The sequence below is a fragment of the Sphingomonas parapaucimobilis NBRC 15100 genome (assembly GCF_000787715.1).
Taxonomy (GTDB): Bacteria; Pseudomonadota; Alphaproteobacteria; order Sphingomonadales; family Sphingomonadaceae; genus Sphingomonas; species Sphingomonas parapaucimobilis.
Genome location: NZ_BBPI01000100.1, coordinates 1 through 18,200, shown reverse-complemented (window position 1 = coordinate 18,200; position 18,200 = coordinate 1). Strand labels below are relative to the sequence as shown.

Below are 18,200 nucleotides of genomic sequence, written 5' to 3'. Positions count from 1 at the left end.
AATAGGTGCGTGGCTTCGCTTACCGCCAACGCGGTATCACCAATCCAACGATGTCAGGGAAAAGTGGCAGGAGTGCACGGACTCGAACCGTGGGCCCTCGGTTTTGGAGACCGATGCTCTACCAACTGAGCTACACTCCTGCGAGGCGGTCGCCATTAGCCCGGCTGGCGAGTCGGGACAAGACCCAATATCACGAATTTTCGAGATTGTTCGCGGGCCGCGACCTGGCGGGGCCGCGCCGTCATTGACCCCCGGCCGACTCCGGCGTATAGCCCGCCGCTGCACGAAGGGGATTTTCCGGGATTCGGGACTTATCCGTCGGGCAAGCTTGAACATTGCTGGATGCGAATGAGGGCCGGGCGAAAGCCGCGAAGGCCCCTTTTTGTATTCCGAAGTGCTGTGATGGCTCCAGCAAAGTAACCTCATGGAAAGGTGAAGGCTTCAATGCCGACGATCAACCAGCTGGTCCGCAAGGGCCGCGAACTGCAGAAGGCCAAGTCCAAGGTCCCTGCAATGGAGCAGAACCCGCAGAAGCGCGGCGTTTGCACCCGTGTCTACACGACGACCCCGAAGAAGCCGAACTCGGCACTTCGCAAGGTGGCCAAGGTCCGTCTGACCAACAGCCGCGAAGTCATCTCGTACATCCCGGGCGAAGGCCACAACCTGCAGGAGCACTCGGTGGTGCTCATCCGCGGCGGCCGTGTGCGCGACCTTCCCGGCGTGCGCTACCATGTGCTGCGCGGCGTTCTCGACACGCAGGGCGTGAAGGATCGCAAGCAGTCCCGCTCGAAGTACGGCGCGAAGCGTCCGAAGTAAGCCGGTCGGGCCTGTTTTCAGGCTCCTCGACCATCAAAGGCTGAAGTTTTGTAAGGAAATACGAGAATGGCTCGTCGTCGTCGTCCCGAAAAGCGGGAAATTCTGCCGGACCCCAAGTTCGGAGATGAGGTCCTGTCGAAGTTCATGAATTCGGTCATGCTGGACGGTAAGAAGTCCGTGGCCGAAGCCATCGTGTATGGCGCCCTGGAAACCGTCGAGACGCGCGCCAAGCGCGATCCGATCGGCGTGTTCCACGATGCGCTGAACAACATCAAGCCGGGCATCGAAGTCCGTTCGCGCCGCGTCGGCGGTGCGACCTACCAGGTTCCGGTCGAAGTCCGTCCGGAGCGTGCCCAGGCCCTGGCCATCCGTTGGCTGATCGGCGCGTCGCGTGCCCGTTCGGAGAATACGATGGCCGCCCGTCTGTCGGGTGAGCTGATGGACGCCGCGAACAACCGTGGCAACGCGGTCAAGAAGCGCGAAGATACGCACCGCATGGCGGAAGCGAATCGCGCCTTCTCGCACTACCGCTGGTAAGGGACTGCGGCGGGACCGGAATATTTTCCGTCCTGCCGCAACCTTTTCAGGGTGCGGTGCCGGCGGTCTTCCGCTGGTCACGCAAACAGCCTATATAAGGGGGAGCCGGGCCAACCGGCTCCCCCCTACGCTTGAGGAAGATCGATCATGGCCCGCAGCCATCCGCTCGAGAAGTATCGCAACATCGGCATCATGGCGCACATCGATGCCGGCAAGACGACCACGACCGAGCGCATTCTTTATTACACCGGCAAGTCCTACAAGATCGGCGAAGTGCACGAAGGCACCGCCACCATGGACTGGATGGAGCAGGAGCAGGAGCGCGGCATCACGATCACGTCGGCCGCGACGACCTGTTTCTGGAACGACAACCGCATCAACATCATCGACACCCCCGGGCACGTCGACTTCACCATCGAAGTGGAGCGTTCGCTCCGCGTGCTCGACGGCGCGGTCGCCTGCTTCGACGGCGTGGCGGGTGTTGAGCCGCAGTCGGAAACCGTGTGGCGTCAGGCCGACAAGTACGGCGTGCCGCGCATGTGCTTCGTCAACAAGCTCGACCGCACCGGCGCCGACTTCTATTTCTGCGTGAACTCGATCATCGAGCGCCTGGGCGCGCGTCCGGCGGTCCTGTATCTGCCGATCGGCATCGAGGGCGGCTTCAAGGGTCTCGTCGACCTGGTCGAGAACCGTGCGATCATCTGGCTCGAAGAGTCGCTGGGCGCCAAGTTCGAATATCAGGACATCCCCGATGACCTGAAGGAAAAGGCCGCGAAGTATCGCAGCGACCTGATCGAAATGGCCGTCGAGCAGGACGACGCCGCGATGGAGTCGTACCTGGAAGGCAACGAGCCTTCGGTCGAAGAGCTGAAGAAGCTGATCCGCAAGGGCACGCTGGAAATGGCGTTCGTCCCCGTGGTCTGCGGCTCGGCGTTCAAGAACAAGGGCGTGCAGCCCCTGCTCGACGCGGTCATCGACTATCTGCCGTCGCCGCTCGACGTTCCGGCCATCAAGGGCGTGAAGCTCGACGGCGAGACGCCGGACGAGCGTCCTTCGTCGGACACCGAGCCCTTCTCGGCGCTGGCGTTCAAGATCATGAACGATCCGTTCGTCGGCTCGCTCACCTTCGCGCGCATCTATTCGGGCAAGCTCGAGACGTCGTCGCAGGTCCTGAACTCGGTGAAGGACAAGAAGGAAAAGATCGGCCGTATGCTCCTGATGCATGCGAACAGCCGTGAGGACATCCAGGAAGCCTATGCGGGCGACATCGTCGCTCTCGCGGGCCTCAAGGACACCACCACCGGCGACACGCTCTGCGCGCAGAACGCCCCGATCATCCTCGAGCGGATGGAATTCCCCGAGCCCGTGATCGAGCTGTCGGTGGAGCCGAAGACCAAGGCCGACCAGGAGAAGATGGGCGTCGCGCTCAATCGTCTCGCCCGCGAGGACCCCTCGTTCCGCGTGACCTCGGACGCCGAGTCGGGCCAGACCATCATCAAGGGCATGGGCGAGCTCCATCTCGAGATCCTGGTCGACCGCATGAAGCGCGAGTTCAAGGTCGAGGCGAACGTCGGTGCGCCGCAGGTGGCGTATCGCGAATATCTCAAGAAGCCGGTCGACATCGACTACACGCACAAGAAGCAGTCGGGCGGCACCGGCCAGTTCGGCCGCGTCAAGGTCAAGCTGACCCCGGGCGAGCGTGGTTCGGGCTTCGTCTTCAAGGACGAGATCAAGGGCGGTAACATTCCGAAGGAATATATCCCCGCGATCGAGAAGGGCTTCCGTGAGACCGCAGAAACCGGTTCGCTGGTCGGCTTCCCGATCATCGACTTCGAGGTCCTGCTGTATGACGGCGCGTACCACGACGTCGACTCGTCGGCGCTGGCGTTCGAAATCTGTGCCCGCGGCGCCATGCGCGAAGCGGCCCAGAAGTCGGGCATCACGCTGCTCGAGCCGGTCATGAAGGTCGAGGTCGTGACCCCGGAAGACTATCTGGGCGACGTCATCGGCGACATGAACAGCCGTCGTGGCCAGATCCAGGGCACCGACACGCGCGGCAACGCGCAGACGGTCGAGGCGATGGTCCCGCTGGCGAACATGTTCGGCTATGTGAACGCGCTCCGCTCGTTCACCCAGGGCCGTGCGCAGTACTCGATGCAGTTCTCGCACTATGACGAAGTGCCGCAGAATGTTGCGGACGAGGTCAAGGCGAAGATGGCCTAAAGCGTCTATCGCGCCCCCGGGGCAACTGGGGGCGCGAAAGCGCTAGGGGCTGGCAATCGCTTCCAACACCCGCTATGGGGCCGCGTTCGCGTGGCCTCGGATGCGGCACCGAATTCGATTCAGAAGGTAGGAAAATGGCAAAGGCAAAATTCGAGCGGAACAAGCCGCACCTCAACATCGGCACCATCGGTCACGTCGACCATGGCAAGACCTCGCTGACCGCCGCGATCACCAAGGTTCTGGCCGAGACCACCGGCGGCACCGCTGTCGACTTCGCGAACATCGACAAGGCTCCGGAAGAGCGGGAGCGCGGCATCACCATCTCGACCGCGCACGTCGAGTATGAGACGACGAACCGCCACTATGCGCACGTCGACTGCCCCGGCCACGCCGACTATGTGAAGAACATGATCACCGGCGCGGCGCAGATGGACGGCGCGATCCTGGTCGTGTCGTCGACCGACGGCCCGATGCCGCAGACCCGCGAGCACATCCTGCTCGCCCGCCAGGTCGGCGTGCCCGCGATGGTCGTGTTCATGAACAAGGTCGACCTGGTCGACGACGAGGAAATCCTCGAGCTGGTCGAGCTGGAAATCCGCGAGCTGCTCAGCTCGTACGAATTCCCGGGCGACGACATCCCCGTCGTCAAGGGTTCGGCCACCTGCGCGCTGTCGGGTTCGAACGACAAGTTCGGCAAGGAAGCCGTTCTCGAGCTGATGAAGCAGGTCGACGAATACATCCCGCAGCCCGAGCGTCCGCTCGACAAGCCGTTCATGATGCCGATCGAAGACGTGTTCTCGATCTCGGGTCGCGGCACCGTCGTCACCGGCCGCGTCGAGACCGGCATCGTCAAGGTTGGTGAAGAAGTCGAGATCGTCGGCATCAACAACACCCGCAAGACGACCGTCACCGGCGTTGAAATGTTCCGCAAGCTGCTCGATTCGGGCCAGGCCGGCGACAACATCGGCGCGCTGATCCGCGGCGTGGCGCGTGACGAAGTCGAGCGTGGTCAGGTTCTGGCCAAGCCGGGTTCGATCACCCCGCACACCGACTTCAAGTCGGAAGTGTACGTCCTGTCGAAGGAAGAAGGCGGCCGTCACACCCCGTTCTTCGCGAACTATCGTCCGCAGTTCTACTTCCGCACGACCGACGTCACCGGCACCGTCGAGCTGCCTGAGGGCACCGAGATGGTCATGCCGGGCGACAACGTCGCTCTGGGCGTGAAGCTGATCGCTCCGATCGCCATGGACATCGGTCAGCGCTTCACGATCCGTGAAGGCGGCCGCACCGTCGGCGCCGGCGTCGTCAGCGCGATCGACAAGTAAGTCTCGGGCGAAAGCCTGAAACTTCTTCGGGAAGGGCCGGCCCCGGCGACGGGGTCGGCCTTTTCCATTTGTGGGGTTTTGTTCGACTGCCCTCATACTTCCGGCGCTACGCGCCTCCCTCCCTCTTCCACCGGGAGAGGGAAGGGGGGCCGCCTGCAATAGCGGGTGGGAAGGGTGAGGGTGGATCGGGCCACTCCCTTCGTTCGCACCGAGCGAAGTCGAAGTGCACGCCCCGCGGCCAGACCAAAGCGTGGCCTTCGACTTCGCTCAGGCTGAACGGAAGTGGGGGGGGGCTTGGAGCAATCGGTGGCCGGTTCCCTCCCTTCCAACAAAAACCCGCGCGCACCCCCTTGCGGCCCCCCGGGCATATGCGTATAGGCACGCGTCTTGAGGGAATCGGCTGGCACCGGAAGCACCGGAGTCGGCCTTTTGCTTTTAGTGAGGGCAGGGGCGTTTATCCGCTACTGCCGTAACCCAGAGTTTGTTTCGGCCCAGGGTTGCCTTCACGGCGAACGGTCGAGTGCCCGGTCGGAAAGCCGATCGCACTCATCGTTCTTCGTGATCGCAACCGGAAAGCCCGCTCTTTCGCATCGGTAGGGATCATGGACAGCAATATCCGCATTCGTCTGAAGGCGTTCGACCATCGCGTGCTCGATCAGGCCACTGGCGACATCGCCGACACCGCGCGCCGCACCGGCGCTCTTATCCGCGGTCCGATCCCGCTTCCGACGCGCATCGAGAAGTTCACGGTCAACCGTGGTCCGCACATCGACAAGAAGTCGCGCGAGCAGTTCGAGGTCCGCACCTACAAGCGGATGCTGGACATCGTGCAGCCGACCCCGCAGACTGTCGATGCGCTGATGAAGCTCGACCTCGCCGCAGGTGTTGATGTCGAGATCAAGCTGGCGTAAGAGGGCCAGCGTTCCCGTGGTCGACGATTCCGTCCCACGGGATTTTGGCGTTTCCCGGTTTCAAAGCTGCCGGAAAACGCGCCGAGGTCGCTCCCGCGATCCGGCACTCTTAAGGGATACCGCCCGGTGGTTTCGCGTAAAGCGAGATGGTGCCGGGGCAGCGTCCCCCGTCTGACCGGTTCGCCGGTCGCCAGCCCGGGACGGGGGCTCGTTTCGCTTTAATCGGGCTGGATATGCCCCCCTTGAATGGTTCTTGGGGGCCTCTGTCGAGGAAGGAACAGGATCATGCGTACCGGCGTGATCGCGAAGAAGCTGGGGATGACCCGCCTGTTCCAGGACGATGGTCGGCACGTGCCGGTCACCGTCCTGGCGCTTGAAGGCGTACAGGTCGTCGCTCGCCGCGAGATGGATCGTGACGGCTACACCGCCGTCCAGCTTGGTGCAGGTGTCGCCAAGACCAAGAATGTTGCCAAGCCGCAGCGTGGCCACTTCGGCAAGGCCGAAGTCGAGCCCAAGCAGGTGCTGGTCGAGTTCCGCGTGAACGAAGACGGCCTGCTGGACGTCGGCGCGGAAATCGCCGCCGACCATTTCGTCGCCGGGCAGTATGTCGATATCCAGGGTCGTACCCAGGGTAAGGGCTTTGCCGGTGCGATGAAGCGCTGGAACTTCGGTGGTCTGCGCGCGACCCACGGCGTCTCGGTCTCGCACCGTTCGCATGGTTCGACCGGTAACCGTCAGGATCCGGGCCGCGTCTTCAAGAACAAGAAGATGGCCGGTCACATGGGCGACAAGAACCGCACGCAGCAGAATCTGGAAATCGTGTCGACCGACGTCGAGCGCGGCCTGATCTTCGTCAAGGGCTCGGTGCCCGGCTCGAAGGGTGGCTGGCTGATCGTCAAGGACGCGGTCAAGGTTTCGCGCCACGCGGACGCCCCGTTCCCCGCCAGCATCAAGGCGGCCGCCAACAACAATGCTTCTGCCGAGCCTGCTCCGGAAGCCACCGAGAGCCAGGAGGGCTAAGTCGTGAAGGTCAAGGTTCAATCCTTCGCCGGCACCGACGCCGCGGACATCGAGCTCAACGACGAGGTCTTCGGCCTCGATCCGCGCGCCGACATCCTGCACCGCGTTGTGACCTGGCAGCTGGAAAAGCGTCGCGCCACCGCGCGTGGCACCCGTGAGCGCGCCGATGTCGCGCGTTCGGGCAAGAAGCTCGGTCGCCAGAAGGGCGGCGGTGTCGCTCGTCACGGCGATCGTCGTGCTCCCGTCTTCATCGGCGGTGGTAAGGCGCACGGCGCCCGCGTCCGCGACTTCAACCCGGGTCTGAACAAGAAGCTTCGCGCCCTGGGCCTGAAGATGGCGCTGTCGAGCCATGCCAAGGCGGGTTCGCTGATCGTGATGAACGATCTGGCGGTCGCCGGTAACAAGACGAAGACGCTGCAGGGCGATCTGGCCAAGCTCGGCTTCGGCAAGACCGCGCTGGTCATCGATGGCGACGCCGTCGAGACGTCGTTCGCACTGGCCGCAGGCAACCTGAAGGAAATCAACGTCCTTCCGGCCGCTGGCGCCAATGTCTACGACATTCTGAAGCATGACACCCTGGTGCTGACGCGCTCGGCTGTCGAAAAGCTGGAGGCCCGTTTCCATGGCTAAGCAGCAGAAGGCGGTCGATCCGCGTCATTACGACGTGATCGTTGCACCGCACATCACCGAGAAGGCGACGCTCCTGAGCGAGCACAACGCCGTGGTGTTCAAGGTCGCCCCCGGTGCTACCAAGCCCGAGATCAAGGCGGCGGTGGAAGCGCTGTTTGACGTGAACGTCACCGGCGTGAACACCATCGTCCAGAAGGGCAAGACCAAGAAGTGGAAGGGCGCTCCGTACCAGCGCTCGGACATGAAGAAGGCGATCGTCACCCTCAAGGACGGTCAGTCCATTGACGTGACGACGGGGATCTGAGCCGATGGCACTCAAGCATTATAACCCGACGAGCCCGGCCCGCCGCGGCCTGATCCTCGTCGACCGCTCGGCGCTCTGGAAGGGCGCGCCCGTCAAGGCGCTCACCGAAGGCAAGCGCAAGACCGGCGGCCGCAACAACAAGGGCCATGTGACCAGCCGCGGTATCGCGGGCGGCCACAAGCAGCGCTATCGTTTCATCGACTTCAAGCGTCGCCAGTGGGACGTCGAGGGCACCGTGGAGCGGATCGAATATGATCCCAACCGCACCGCCTTCATCGCGCTCATCAACTATGGCACCGACGAAGCCGGCAAGGTCGACCAGTCCTACATCATCGCGCCCCAGCGTCTGGCTGTCGGCGACAAGGTGATCGCGGGCAAGAAGACCGACGTGAAGCCTGGCAACGCCATGGAACTGGGCCAGATGCCGGTCGGCACCATCGTCCACAACGTCGAGATGAAGCCCGGCAAGGGCGGTCAGATCGCCCGTTCGGCCGGCACCTATGTGCAGGTCGTGGGCCGCGACAAGGGCATGGTCATCGTCCGTCTGAACTCGGGCGAGCAGCGCTACATCCATGCGAACTGCATGGCGACCGTCGGCGCGGTGTCGAACCCCGACAACGGCAACACCAACCTGGCGAAGGCTGGTCGCAACCGCTGGAAGGGCCATCGCCCGCTGACCCGCGGTGTTGCGAAGAACCCGGTCGACCACCCGCACGGCGGTGGTGAAGGCCGGACCTCGGGCGGCCGTCATCCGGTCACCCCGTGGGGCAAGCCGACGAAGGGTGCGCGCACTCGTCACAACAAGGCGACGGACAAGATGATCATCCGTAGCCGTCACGCCAAGAAGAAGGGCTAACACGCAATGGCTCGTTCCGTTTGGAAGGGTCCTTTCGTGGACCTCCATCTCCTGAAGAAGGCCGAAGTGGCTCAGGATGCTGGCAACCGCGCAGGTCCGATCAAGACCTGGTCGCGTCGCTCGACCATCCTGCCGTCGTTCGTCGGTCTGACCTTCAACGTCTACAATGGTCGCAAGTTCGTTCCCGTCTCGGTGAACGAGGACATGGTCGGCATGAAGCTCGGTGAATTCGCGCCCACGCGCTACTTCCCCGGCCACGCTGCCGACAAGAAGGGTAAGCGCTGATGTCGAAGCCCGCATCCCCCCGCAAGGTCGGTGACAAGGAAGCGCTGTCGGTCGGCACGCAGATCCGTGGTTCGGCGCAGAAGCTGAACCTGGTCGCGGCGCTGATCCGCGGCAAGAAGGTCGGCGACGCGATGAACATCCTCGCCTTCTCGACGAAGGCGATGGCCGTCGACGCGCGCAAGATCCTGGCCTCCGCGATCGCCAATGCCGAGAACAACCACAACCTCGACGTCGACTCGCTCGTCGTCGCCGAGGCGTCGGTCGGCAAGTCGATCACCATGAAGCGTTTCGCGACGCGCGGCCGTGGCAAGTCCACCCGCATCCTGAAGCCGTTTTCGCGGCTCCGCATCGTCGTCCGCGAGCAGGAAGAAGCATAATGGGTCAGAAGAGCAATCCGATCGGCCTGCGTCTCCAGATCAACCGTACCTGGGACAGCCGCTGGTTCGCCGAAGGCCATGACTATGGCCGCCTGTTGCTGGAAGATCTGAAGATCCGCCAGTTCATCATGAAGACGCTGCCCCAGGCCGCGATCTCGAAGGTCGTCATCGAGCGTCCGGCCAAGCTGTGCCGCATCTCGATCTTCGCGGCGCGTCCGGGTGTCATCATCGGCAAGAAGGGCGCCGACATCGAAAAGCTTCGCAAGAAGCTGGGTGCGATGACTTCGTCCGACGTGTCGCTGAACATCGTCGAGATCCGCAAGCCCGAGATCGACGCCAAGCTCGTCGCGCAGGGCGTGGCCGACCAGCTGGAGCGCCGTATCGCGTTCCGTCGCGCCATGAAGCGTGCGGTGCAGTCGGCGCTCCGTCTGGGCGCCGAAGGCATCCGCATCACCTGCGGCGGCCGTCTGGGCGGCGCGGAAATCGCGCGTACCGAATGGTATCGTGAAGGCCGCGTTCCGCTGCACACGCTGCGTGCGAACGTCGACTATGCCGAAGCGCAGGCGCACACCGCTTATGGCGTGTGCGGCGTGAAGGTGTGGATCTTCAAGGGCGAGATCCTGGGCCATGACCCCATGGCGCAGGACCGGCTGATGATGGAGGCTCAGACCTCCGGCGTGCGCCCGGCGCGCGACGATCATCGCCGCTAAGGATCAAAGAACATGCTGCAACCAAAGCGCACCAAGTTCCGCAAGGCCTTCAAGGGCCGCATCCACGGCGATGCGAAGGGCGGCACCAGCCTGAACTTCGGTTCCTATGGCCTGAAGGCCATGGAGCCGGAGCGTATCACGGCTCGCCAGATCGAGGCGGCTCGCCGCGCGATCACCCGTCACATCAAGCGCCAGGGTCGTCTCTGGATCCGCATCTTCCCGGACGTGCCCGTCTCGTCGAAGCCCGCCGAAGTCCGCATGGGCTCGGGTAAGGGTTCGCCGGAATTCTGGGCCGCCCGCGTGAAGCCGGGTCGCATCCTGTTCGAACTCGACGGCGTCGACGGCCCGCTGGCCGCCGAGGCATTCGAGCGCGCCGCGATGAAGCTGCCCATCAAGACCAAGGTCGTTGCCCGCCTGGGCGACACCTCGCACCTCGGAGGCGAGTAATGGCCAAGACTGAATATACCGGCCAGAGCGACGACCAGCTCGTCGAGGCGCTGGGCAACCTGAAGCGTGAGCAGTTCAACCTGCGCTTCCAGGCGGCCACGAGCCAGCTCGAAAAGCCCAGCCGGGTCAAGGAAGTCCGTCGCGACATCGCACGGATCAAGACCATCCAGGCGCAGCGCACCGCTGCGGCTGCCAAGTAAGGACCGAGACACATGCCGAAGCGCGTGCTGACCGGGGTGATTGTCTCGGACAAGACCGACAAGACGGTCGTCGTCAATGTGGAGCGGAAGGTTAAGCACCCCCTCTACGGCAAGATCATCCGTCGGTCGAAGAAGTATCATGCTCACGATGAGAGCAATGAGTACAAGGCCGGTGAGACGGTGCGGATCGAAGAGACCGCCCCGATCTCCAAGCTGAAGACCTGGAAGGTGATCGAGCGGGTCAACACCCACTTGACGCCCGAGCGGGCCTCGGCCGAGGGCTGAACCCTTTGACTTCGGACCCCGCTTCTCCGGCCTGGAGGAGCGGGGTTCGGATTTCGGGGTGCCCTTCGGGGCAATGAGCGGATTGGTCGAAGGGCACAGCGACTCGCTTGCCTTTCGGACCAGGAGTGGCTATGGGGCCTCTCCCCCTGGTGCGGTAGCCCGCGCCGGGGGTCGTTTTTTAAGGCGGGGTAGGGTCGGTATCCTCCCCAGAAGAGAGAAGGAAGCGGATCCATGATCCAGATGCAGTCCAATCTCGACGTCGCTGACAACAGCGGCGCGAAGCGGGTGCAGTGCATCAAGGTGCTGGGCGGCTCGAAGCGCCGTACCGCATCGGTCGGCGACATCATCGTCGTCAGCGTCAAGGAAGCGCAGCCGCGTGGCCGCGTGAAGAAGGGCGACGTTCACCGCGCGGTGATCGTGCGTACCGCCAAGGACATCCGTCGTGCCGACGGCTCGGTGATCCGTTTCGACGGTAACGCCGCCGTGCTGGTCAACAAGAACGAGGAGCCGATCGGCACCCGTATCTTTGGCCCGGTCGTGCGTGAGCTTCGCGGCAAGAAGCACATGAAGATCATCTCGCTGGCGCCGGAGGTTCTGTAATGGCCGCTGCACGCATCAAGAAGGGCGACAAGGTCATCGTCCTGTCCGGCAAGGACAAGGGTAAGACCGGCACCGTGTCGCTCGCCATGCCGAAGGACGGCAAGGTCGTCGTGGACGGCGTCAACATCGCCACCCGTCACCGCAAGCCGACCCAGGCGAACCCGCAGGGTGGCCTGGAGCGCACGGCCGCTCCGCTGCACATCTCGAAGGTTGCGCACGTGACCGCCGATGGCAAGCCGACCCGCGTCCGTTTCGAGACGCAGGATGGCAAGAAGGTCCGCGTGGCCGTCAAGACCGGGGAGAAGATCGATGGCTGATTACAAGCCCCGCATGAAGGCTATCTATGACGATAGCATCGTCAAGGCGATGACCGACAAGTTCGGTTACAAGAACGTCAACGAGATCCCCCGGATCGAGAAGATCGTGCTCAACATGGGCGTGGGCGAAGCGACGCAGGACAAGAAGCGCGTCGACCAGGCCGCCTCCGAGATGGAGCTGATCGCGGGTCAGAAGCCCGTCATCACCAAGGCGAAGAAGTCGATCGCGCAGTTCAAGCTGCGTGAAGGCATGCCGATCGGTGTGAAGGTCACGCTGCGTCGCGAGCGCATGTACGAGTTCCTGGACCGCTTCATCACGATCGCGCTGCCGCGCGTTCGCGACTTTCGCGGCCTGAACCCCAAGTCCTTCGACGGTCGGGGCAACTATGCCTGCGGCATCAAGGAACAGATCATCTTCCCCGAAATCAACTATGACCGCATCGACAAGGTGCGCGGCATGGATGTGATCGTGACCACCTCGGCGAAGACCGACGACGAAGCGCGCGAGCTGCTGCGTCTGTTCGGCTTCCCGTTCCCCAAGGAAGACGCTGCCGACGAGAAGAAGGCGGCGTAACCGGACTGCCCCCTCTCCACGCCGGGGAGGGGGTCCTTACAGAAAGAGCTTAAGTCCATGGCGAAACTGAGTTCAATCAACAAGAACGAGAAGCGTCGCGCTCTCGTCAAGAAGTATGCGGGCAAGTACGCGAAGCTGAAGGCGATCGCGAACGACCAGAGCCTCGATGAGACCGAGCGTCTGATCGCGCGCCTCAAGATGGCCGAGATCCCCCGCAACGGCAATCCGACCCGTATCCGCAACCGTTGCGAGATCACCGGTCGCCCGCGTGCGTATTACCGCAAGTTCCGTCTCGCTCGCGTCATGCTGCGTGAACTGGCCAACAAGGGCCAGATCCCCGGCGTCACCAAGTCGAGCTGGTAAGGACCATTTGAGATGGCAGTGACCGATCCCCTGGGTGACTTGCTCACCCGCATCCGCAACGGCCAGCGCGCGCGCAAGGACTCCGTCCTGACGCCTGCGTCGAAGCTGCGCGTCCGCGTGCTCGACGTGCTTCAGCGCGAGGGCTATATCCGTGGCTACAGCGAAGAGCAGATGGGCCCCGCGGCCGGCATCCGCATCGAGCTGAAGTATTTCGAGGGCCAGCCCGCGATCAAGCATGTCGCGCGCGTGTCGAAGCCCGGCCGCCGTATCTACTCGGGCGCGCAGGATCTTCCCCGCGTTCGCAACGGCCTGGGCATCACCATCGTGTCGACGCCGCGTGGCGTTCTGTCGGACGCCGAAGCGCGTGAGCAGAACGTCGGTGGCGAAGTCCTGGCGGAGGTGTTCTGATGAGCCGCATCGGTAAGAAGGCGGTCCCGGTTCCGGCCGGCGTCACCGCGACCATCGCCGACAAGGTGCTGAGCGTGAAGGGTCCCAAGGGCACCCTCTCCATGCCGCTGGCCGACGAGATCACCTATGACGTCCAGGCGGACGCCATCGCGGTGCAGCCTGCCAATGCTACCAAGCGCGCTCGCGCGTTCTGGGGCATGCAGCGCACCATGGTGCAGAACCTCGTCACCGGCGTGACCGCTGGCTTCTCGAAGAAGCTGGTCATCACCGGCGTCGGCTACCGCGCCGCCGCGCAGGGCAAGACCCTGAAGCTGCAGCTCGGCTACAGTCACGACGTCAACATCGACGTGCCGGAAGGCCTCGAGGTGAAGACGCCGGACGCCACCACCGTCGAAATCAGCGGTGCGGACAAGCAGAAGGTCGGCCAGCTGGCCGCCGAGATCCGCCGCTGGCGCAAGCCCGAGCCGTATAAGGGCAAGGGCATCAAGTACGACGGCGAGTTCATCTTCCGCAAGGAAGGGAAGAAGAAGTAATGACCAAGGGTCTCTCTCTTTTCGAGAAGCGCCGTCGGCGCAACCGTACCGCGCTGCGTGCGCGTGCGGGCACCCGTCCGCGCCTGTCGGTGCATCGCTCGGGCAAGCACATCTATGCCCAGGTGATCGACGACGAGGCAGGTCGTACCGTGGCTTCGGCCTCGACGCTGGAAAAGGACGCGCGCGGCCAGTCGGGCGCGAACGTCGCAGCGGCGAGCGAAGTCGGCAAGCGCGTGGCCGAGAAGGCCAAGGCCGCCGGCGTCACGCAGGTCGTTTTCGACCGTGGCGGCTTCCTGTTCCACGGTCGCGTCAAGGCGCTGGCCGAGGCGGCACGCGAAGCGGGATTGGAGTTCTAATATGGCTGACGAGAACAACGTGGCCGTTGCCGGTGCCGAAGGCGCCGCGCAGGACGCGACCCAGGGTCGTGGTCCCCGGGGCGGCCGTGGCCGTGGTCCGGGCGGCGGTGACCGCGGCCGTGGCGGCCGTGACGGCAACCGTGGTCGTCGCGACGATCGTCGCGGTTCGACCGAGGAGCAGGGCGAAGAGCTGATCGAAAAGCTCGTCCACATCAACCGCGTCTCGAAGACCGTGAAGGGTGGTAAGCGTTTCGGCTTCGCCGCGCTCGTCGTGGTCGGCGATGGCAAGGGACGTGCGGGCTTCGGTCATGGCAAGGCGCGCGAAGTGCCGGAAGCCATCTCGAAGGCGACGGCTGCCGCCAAGAAGGCGATGGTCCGCGTTCCGCTGAAGGACGGTCGCACGCTGCATCATGATGGCAACGGCCATTTCGGTGCGGGCCGCGTGACGGTGCGTTCGGCCCCGCAGGGGACCGGCATCATCGCCGGTGGTCCGATGCGCGCCATCTTCGAATCGCTCGGCGTCGCCGACGTGGTGACGAAGTCGGTCGGTACGTCGAACCCGTACAACATGATCCGCGCCACCTTCGAGGCCCTTGGCGAGCAGACCTCGCCGAAGGCGGTGGCGCAGCGTCGTGGCAAGAAGATCGCCGACCTTCTGGGTCGCGGTCACGGTGCCACCCAGCAGACTGCCGAGGCGGAAGCCGCGGCCGTCGTGGAGTAAGCGACCATGGCTACCATCAAGATCAAGCAGACCGGTTCGCCGATCCGCCGCACCAAGGACCAGCGCGCGACCCTCGTCGGCCTGGGCCTGAACAAGATGCACAAGGTCTCCGAGCTTCAGGACAGCCCTGAAGTCCGCGGCATGATCCGCAAGGTGCAGCACATGGTTCAGGTGGTGGACTGAGGCTTTACGGGTTTTAACCAGACTTCCGTTCGCACTGAGCGAAGTCGAAGTGCAAGGGCTTCGGCGTGGCCTTCGACTTCGCTCAGGCTGAACGGGGGTGGGGTTCAAAAGCCCAGTCTCACATCCGTCACATTGAACAGTGACAAATACGGGGAAGGGGGCTATGCGGCCCCCTTCCTTTTATCTAGTGGCCGCGATTCTCGACTATCGCGGCCATGCGCGAAACAAGCGAAAGCGAGTGCAAATCATGAAGCTGAACGAACTTTTCGACAACCAGGGTGCCCGCAAGTCCAAGATCCGCGTCGGTCGCGGTATCGGTTCGGGCAAGGGCAAGACCGGTGGTCGCGGCGTCAAGGGCCAGAAGAGCCGTGAGGGCGTTTCCATCGCGGGCTTCGAGGGCGGTCAGATGCCGCTCCACATGCGTCTGCCGAAGCGTGGCTTCAACAACATCTTCGCCAAGGACTATGCCGAGGTGAACCTGGGCGCGATCCAGAAGGCGGTCGACTCGGGCAAGCTGAAGACCGACGGCACGATCGACCACGCCGCGCTGAAGGCCGCTGGCCTGGCGCGTGGCGGCAAGGACGGTGTGCGTCTGCTCGGCAAGGGCGAACTGACCACCAAGCTGTCGTTCGTCGTGCAGGGCGTGTCGGCCTCGGCGCGTGAAGCGGTCGAGAAGGCCGGTGGTTCGGTCGACGTTCCGCACGTCGTGCCTGCCGCCGAAAAGGCCGCTGCGAAGAAGGGCCAGACCCGCGCCGCGAAGCTCGCCGCCAAGGCCTGAACCGGATAAGATCCGCCGCTGTCACAAGGCTTCGCGCCATCATGACAGCGGCGGATTTTGCATCCGGGTTAGACAAGCGCGTCTTCGCGCCTATATGAGCGGCGGGGCGGTTCAAAACGCATCCCGCCGTTTTTCGTTTCCAGGATAACGCAACAGCTATGGCATCCGCAGCCGACCAGATGGCGCAAAGCATCAGCCTGGCGAAATTCGCCAAGGCCACCGACCTCAAGAAGCGGCTGTGGTTCACCATCGGCGCGCTGATCGTCTTCCGCCTGCTCAGCTATGTCCCGCTGCCGGGTGTCGACCCGACCGCGCTGGGCCTGTTGAGCCAGAAGACCACGGGCGGCGTGCTCGACTTCTTCAACACCTTCTCGGGCGGCTCGCTCAGCCGCATGTCGCTGATCGCGCTGGGCGTGATGCCGTACATCACGGCGTCGATCGTCGTGCAGCTCGCGACCTCGCTCAGCCCGCAGCTTGCCGCCATCAAGAAGGAAGGCGAGAGCGGCCGCAAGAAGCTGAACCAGTATACCCGCTACGGCACGGTGCTGCTGACTGCGATCCAGGGCTATTTCATCGCCGTGGGTCTCGAGACGCTGGGCGCCAGCCAGGGTATCCAGGCGGTGATCGAGCCGGGCATGACCTTCCGCATCGCGGCGGTCATTTCGCTGATCGGTGGTACGATGTTCCTGATGTGGCTGGGCGAGCAGATCACCAGCCGCGGCATCGGCAACGGCGTGTCGCTGATCATCATGGCGGGCATCGTCGCCCATCTGCCGACCACGCTCGTGAACCTGCTCGAAGGCGGCCGTACCGGCAGCATCGATCCGGTACGCCTGATCGGCATCATCGTCGCGGTCGTGGTCCTCGTCCTGTTCATCTGCTTCATGGAGCGCGCCCAGCGCCGCATCCTGATCCAGTATCCCAAGCGCGCGACGCAACGGGGCATGCAGGCGGATCGCAGCCACCTGCCGCTGAAGATCAACACCGCGGGCGTGATCCCTCCAATCTTCGCCTCGTCGCTGCTGCTGATGCCGCTGACCATCTCGCAGTTCGCGGGCCAGCGCGTCGCGGGTGAAAGCCGCTGGGGCGACTTCATCATCAGCCTGAACCAGTATCTGCAGCATGGCAGCCCCGTGTACATGCTGCTCTATGGTGCGGGCATCGTCTTCTTCTCGTTCTTCTACACCGCGGTGGTCTTCAACCCGGAAGAGACGGCGGACAATCTCAAGCGCTATGGCGGGTTCATCCCCGGCATCCGTCCGGGCAAGAACACCGAGACCTATCTCGATTATGTGCTGACCCGCATAACCGTGCTCGGCGCGGCCTATCTGACGATCATCTGTCTGCTGCCGGAATATCTGGTCTCGGCGCTCCAGATCCCCTTCTATCTGGGCGGGACCAGCCTGCTGATCGTCGTCAACGTGACGATGGACACGGTGACCCAGATCCAGAGCCACTTGCTGGCGCATCAATATGGCGATCTGATCAAGAAGGCGAAGCTGAAGGGTGGTCGCCTGCGCTGAGGCGCGGGCGGATTTCAGGGTAAAGAGGGGAGATTGACGTGGGCGTGAACATCATCCTGCTGGGACCGCCGGGGGCGGGCAAGGGAACCCAGGCGCAGCGGCTGGTGGCCAATCGCGGCATGGTGCAGCTGTCGACCGGCGACATGCTGCGCGCGGCGGTCAAGGCGGGCACCCCCGTCGGCCTCCAGGCCAAGGCGGTGATGGACGCGGGCGAGCTGGTGTCGGACGCGATCGTCTCGGCGCTGATCGGCGAGCGGCTGGACGCGGCCGAGGCGGAAGGCGGCGCGATCTTCGACGGCTATCCCCGGACCGAGGCGCAGGCCGAGGCGTTGGACGTGCTTCTTGCGGAGCGTGGCAAGACCCTGGACCATGTCATCGAACTGGCGGTGGACGAGGATGCGCTGGTCGAGCGGATCACCGGCCGCTTCACCTGTGCCTCGTGCGGGGCGGGCTATCATGACAGCTTCAAGCCGACCCAGGTAGAGGGCGTGTGCGACGTCTGCGGCTCGACCGAGTTCAAGCGTCGCCCCGACGACAATGCCGAGACGGTGCGCACGCGTATGGCCGAATATCGCGCCAAGACCGCGCCGATCCTGCCCATCTATGAAGCGCGCGGCATCGTGACGCGGGTCGACGGCATGGCGGCGATGGATGCCGTTGGTGCAGAGATCGACGCGATCCTCGATCGCTGATTCGGTTTTGATGGAATGGAGAGGGGGCGTTTCCGAGAGGAAGCGGCCCCTTTTTCGTTGGGCGTTGCCGGTTCCTCGGGCAGCTGACGCCTGAGCAGCCACTGAAAGCCCCTCTCCCGGGAGGGGTTGGGGGAGGGGCACGGGTGATAGTTTCGGTGAGACTCCAGTCCCTCCCCCATCCCTTCCCGCCTGCGGGAGGGGAGTGGCCAGAGGCGAGCGATTGCCA

General features: G+C 63.9%; 27 protein-coding genes and 1 tRNA gene. 27 read left to right on the top strand and 1 reads right to left on the bottom strand.

The features are described from left to right. Window positions 1-64: 64 nt before the first annotated feature. Window positions 65-140, bottom strand: a tRNA-Trp gene (locus tag SP5_RS17590). Window positions 141-444: 304 nt separating this feature from the next. Between SP5_RS17590 and rpsL the strand changes: the two genes are divergently transcribed. The 27 genes from rpsL (at window position 445) to SP5_RS17455 (ending at window position 17,974) form a co-directional block, all read left to right on the top strand. After that, window positions 445-816: a 30S ribosomal protein S12 gene (gene rpsL / locus SP5_RS17585; protein ID WP_007406072.1), complete on the top strand. Its 372-nt coding sequence runs from the start codon at window positions 445-447 to the stop codon at window positions 814-816. Window positions 817-882: 66 nt separating this feature from the next. Further along, entirely contained in the window at window positions 883-1,353 is a 471-nt protein-coding gene (rpsG, locus tag SP5_RS17580) for a 30S ribosomal protein S7 (protein ID WP_042491196.1), read from the top strand. 147 nt (window positions 1,354-1,500) lie between these two features. Further along, window positions 1,501-3,576, top strand: coding sequence for an elongation factor G (gene fusA / locus SP5_RS17575; protein WP_042491194.1), 2,076 nt, complete (start codon window positions 1,501-1,503; stop codon window positions 3,574-3,576). A gap of 134 nt (window positions 3,577-3,710) precedes the next feature. Further along, complete coding sequence (gene tuf, locus SP5_RS17570; protein WP_042491190.1) at window positions 3,711-4,901, top strand: elongation factor Tu; 1,191 nt, start codon at window positions 3,711-3,713, stop codon at window positions 4,899-4,901. 602 nt (window positions 4,902-5,503) lie between these two features. Next, window positions 5,504-5,812, top strand: a complete 309-nt coding sequence (gene rpsJ, locus SP5_RS17565; RefSeq protein WP_007406109.1) for a 30S ribosomal protein S10 — start codon at window positions 5,504-5,506, stop codon at window positions 5,810-5,812. A gap of 285 nt (window positions 5,813-6,097) precedes the next feature. Next, the gene (gene rplC, locus SP5_RS17560) at window positions 6,098-6,832 is read left to right on the top strand and encodes a 50S ribosomal protein L3 (RefSeq protein WP_042491188.1); all 735 of its coding nucleotides are present in this window, start codon (window positions 6,098-6,100) and stop codon (window positions 6,830-6,832) included. Window positions 6,833-6,835: 3 nt separating this feature from the next. Then, entirely contained in the window at window positions 6,836-7,462 is a 627-nt protein-coding gene (gene rplD / locus SP5_RS17555) for a 50S ribosomal protein L4 (protein WP_042491184.1), read from the top strand. Then, window positions 7,455-7,766 (top strand): 50S ribosomal protein L23, encoded by a 312-nt coding sequence (locus SP5_RS17550; RefSeq protein ID WP_042491181.1) that lies wholly within the window; start codon window positions 7,455-7,457, stop codon window positions 7,764-7,766. Before rplD ends, SP5_RS17550 begins: the two co-directional genes overlap by 8 nt. A gap of 4 nt (window positions 7,767-7,770) precedes the next feature. After that, on the top strand, window positions 7,771-8,622 hold the full coding sequence (gene rplB, locus SP5_RS17545) for a 50S ribosomal protein L2 (RefSeq protein ID WP_042491179.1): 852 nt from the start codon (window positions 7,771-7,773) through the stop codon (window positions 8,620-8,622). Window positions 8,623-8,628: 6 nt separating this feature from the next. Then, a complete protein-coding gene (gene rpsS / locus SP5_RS17540; RefSeq protein ID WP_037569384.1) occupies window positions 8,629-8,907 on the top strand; it encodes a 30S ribosomal protein S19 in 279 nt (92 codons plus the stop codon). After that, window positions 8,907-9,284, top strand: coding sequence for a 50S ribosomal protein L22 (gene rplV / locus SP5_RS17535; protein ID WP_042491177.1), 378 nt, complete (start codon window positions 8,907-8,909; stop codon window positions 9,282-9,284). Before rpsS ends, rplV begins: the two co-directional genes overlap by 1 nt. Then, window positions 9,284-9,994 (top strand): 30S ribosomal protein S3, encoded by a 711-nt coding sequence (gene rpsC / locus SP5_RS17530; protein ID WP_042491175.1) that lies wholly within the window; start codon window positions 9,284-9,286, stop codon window positions 9,992-9,994. Before rplV ends, rpsC begins: the two co-directional genes overlap by 1 nt. A 12-nt stretch (window positions 9,995-10,006) precedes the next feature. Further along, complete coding sequence (gene rplP, locus SP5_RS17525) at window positions 10,007-10,441, top strand: 50S ribosomal protein L16 (RefSeq protein WP_007406071.1); 435 nt, start codon at window positions 10,007-10,009, stop codon at window positions 10,439-10,441. Further along, window positions 10,441-10,641 (top strand): 50S ribosomal protein L29, encoded by a 201-nt coding sequence (gene rpmC / locus SP5_RS17520; protein ID WP_007406063.1) that lies wholly within the window; start codon window positions 10,441-10,443, stop codon window positions 10,639-10,641. The genes rplP and rpmC overlap by 1 nt, the downstream gene beginning before the upstream one ends. Window positions 10,642-10,653: 12 nt before the next feature. After that, window positions 10,654-10,926, top strand: coding sequence for a 30S ribosomal protein S17 (rpsQ, locus tag SP5_RS17515; RefSeq protein ID WP_042491172.1), 273 nt, complete (start codon window positions 10,654-10,656; stop codon window positions 10,924-10,926). Window positions 10,927-11,157: 231 nt separating this feature from the next. Beyond that, window positions 11,158-11,526, top strand: coding sequence for a 50S ribosomal protein L14 (gene rplN / locus SP5_RS17510; RefSeq protein WP_007406105.1), 369 nt, complete (start codon window positions 11,158-11,160; stop codon window positions 11,524-11,526). Further along, the gene (gene rplX, locus SP5_RS17505; protein ID WP_007406132.1) at window positions 11,526-11,843 is read left to right on the top strand and encodes a 50S ribosomal protein L24; all 318 of its coding nucleotides are present in this window, start codon (window positions 11,526-11,528) and stop codon (window positions 11,841-11,843) included. Before rplN ends, rplX begins: the two co-directional genes overlap by 1 nt. After that, window positions 11,836-12,417 carry a 50S ribosomal protein L5 gene (gene rplE, locus SP5_RS17500; RefSeq protein ID WP_042491169.1) on the top strand — a complete coding sequence of 194 codons (582 nt, stop codon included), beginning with the start codon at window positions 11,836-11,838 and terminating at the stop codon, window positions 12,415-12,417. The genes rplX and rplE overlap by 8 nt, the downstream gene beginning before the upstream one ends. A 57-nt stretch (window positions 12,418-12,474) precedes the next feature. Further along, on the top strand, window positions 12,475-12,780 hold the full coding sequence (gene rpsN / locus SP5_RS17495; RefSeq protein WP_042491166.1) for a 30S ribosomal protein S14: 306 nt from the start codon (window positions 12,475-12,477) through the stop codon (window positions 12,778-12,780). Window positions 12,781-12,792: 12 nt separating this feature from the next. After that, a complete protein-coding gene (rpsH, locus tag SP5_RS17490; protein ID WP_042491163.1) occupies window positions 12,793-13,188 on the top strand; it encodes a 30S ribosomal protein S8 in 396 nt (131 codons plus the stop codon). Continuing rightward, window positions 13,188-13,721, top strand: a complete 534-nt coding sequence (gene rplF, locus SP5_RS17485) for a 50S ribosomal protein L6 (protein ID WP_042491159.1) — start codon at window positions 13,188-13,190, stop codon at window positions 13,719-13,721. The genes rpsH and rplF overlap by 1 nt, the downstream gene beginning before the upstream one ends. After that, on the top strand, window positions 13,721-14,077 hold the full coding sequence (rplR, locus tag SP5_RS17480; protein ID WP_007406066.1) for a 50S ribosomal protein L18: 357 nt from the start codon (window positions 13,721-13,723) through the stop codon (window positions 14,075-14,077). Before rplF ends, rplR begins: the two co-directional genes overlap by 1 nt. Window position 14,078: 1 nt before the next feature. Next, the gene (gene rpsE / locus SP5_RS17475) at window positions 14,079-14,798 is read left to right on the top strand and encodes a 30S ribosomal protein S5 (protein ID WP_042491158.1); all 720 of its coding nucleotides are present in this window, start codon (window positions 14,079-14,081) and stop codon (window positions 14,796-14,798) included. Between the two features lie 6 nt (window positions 14,799-14,804). Next, complete coding sequence (gene rpmD, locus SP5_RS17470; protein ID WP_042491154.1) at window positions 14,805-14,981, top strand: 50S ribosomal protein L30; 177 nt, start codon at window positions 14,805-14,807, stop codon at window positions 14,979-14,981. A gap of 247 nt (window positions 14,982-15,228) precedes the next feature. Beyond that, window positions 15,229-15,759, top strand: coding sequence for a 50S ribosomal protein L15 (rplO, locus tag SP5_RS17465; protein ID WP_042491202.1), 531 nt, complete (start codon window positions 15,229-15,231; stop codon window positions 15,757-15,759). 158 nt (window positions 15,760-15,917) lie between these two features. Continuing rightward, a complete protein-coding gene (secY, locus tag SP5_RS17460; RefSeq protein ID WP_042491151.1) occupies window positions 15,918-17,282 on the top strand; it encodes a preprotein translocase subunit SecY in 1,365 nt (454 codons plus the stop codon). A 44-nt stretch (window positions 17,283-17,326) separates the two neighbouring features. Then, window positions 17,327-17,974, top strand: a complete 648-nt coding sequence (locus SP5_RS17455) for an adenylate kinase (protein WP_042491199.1) — start codon at window positions 17,327-17,329, stop codon at window positions 17,972-17,974. Window positions 17,975-18,200: the final 226 nt, after the last annotated feature.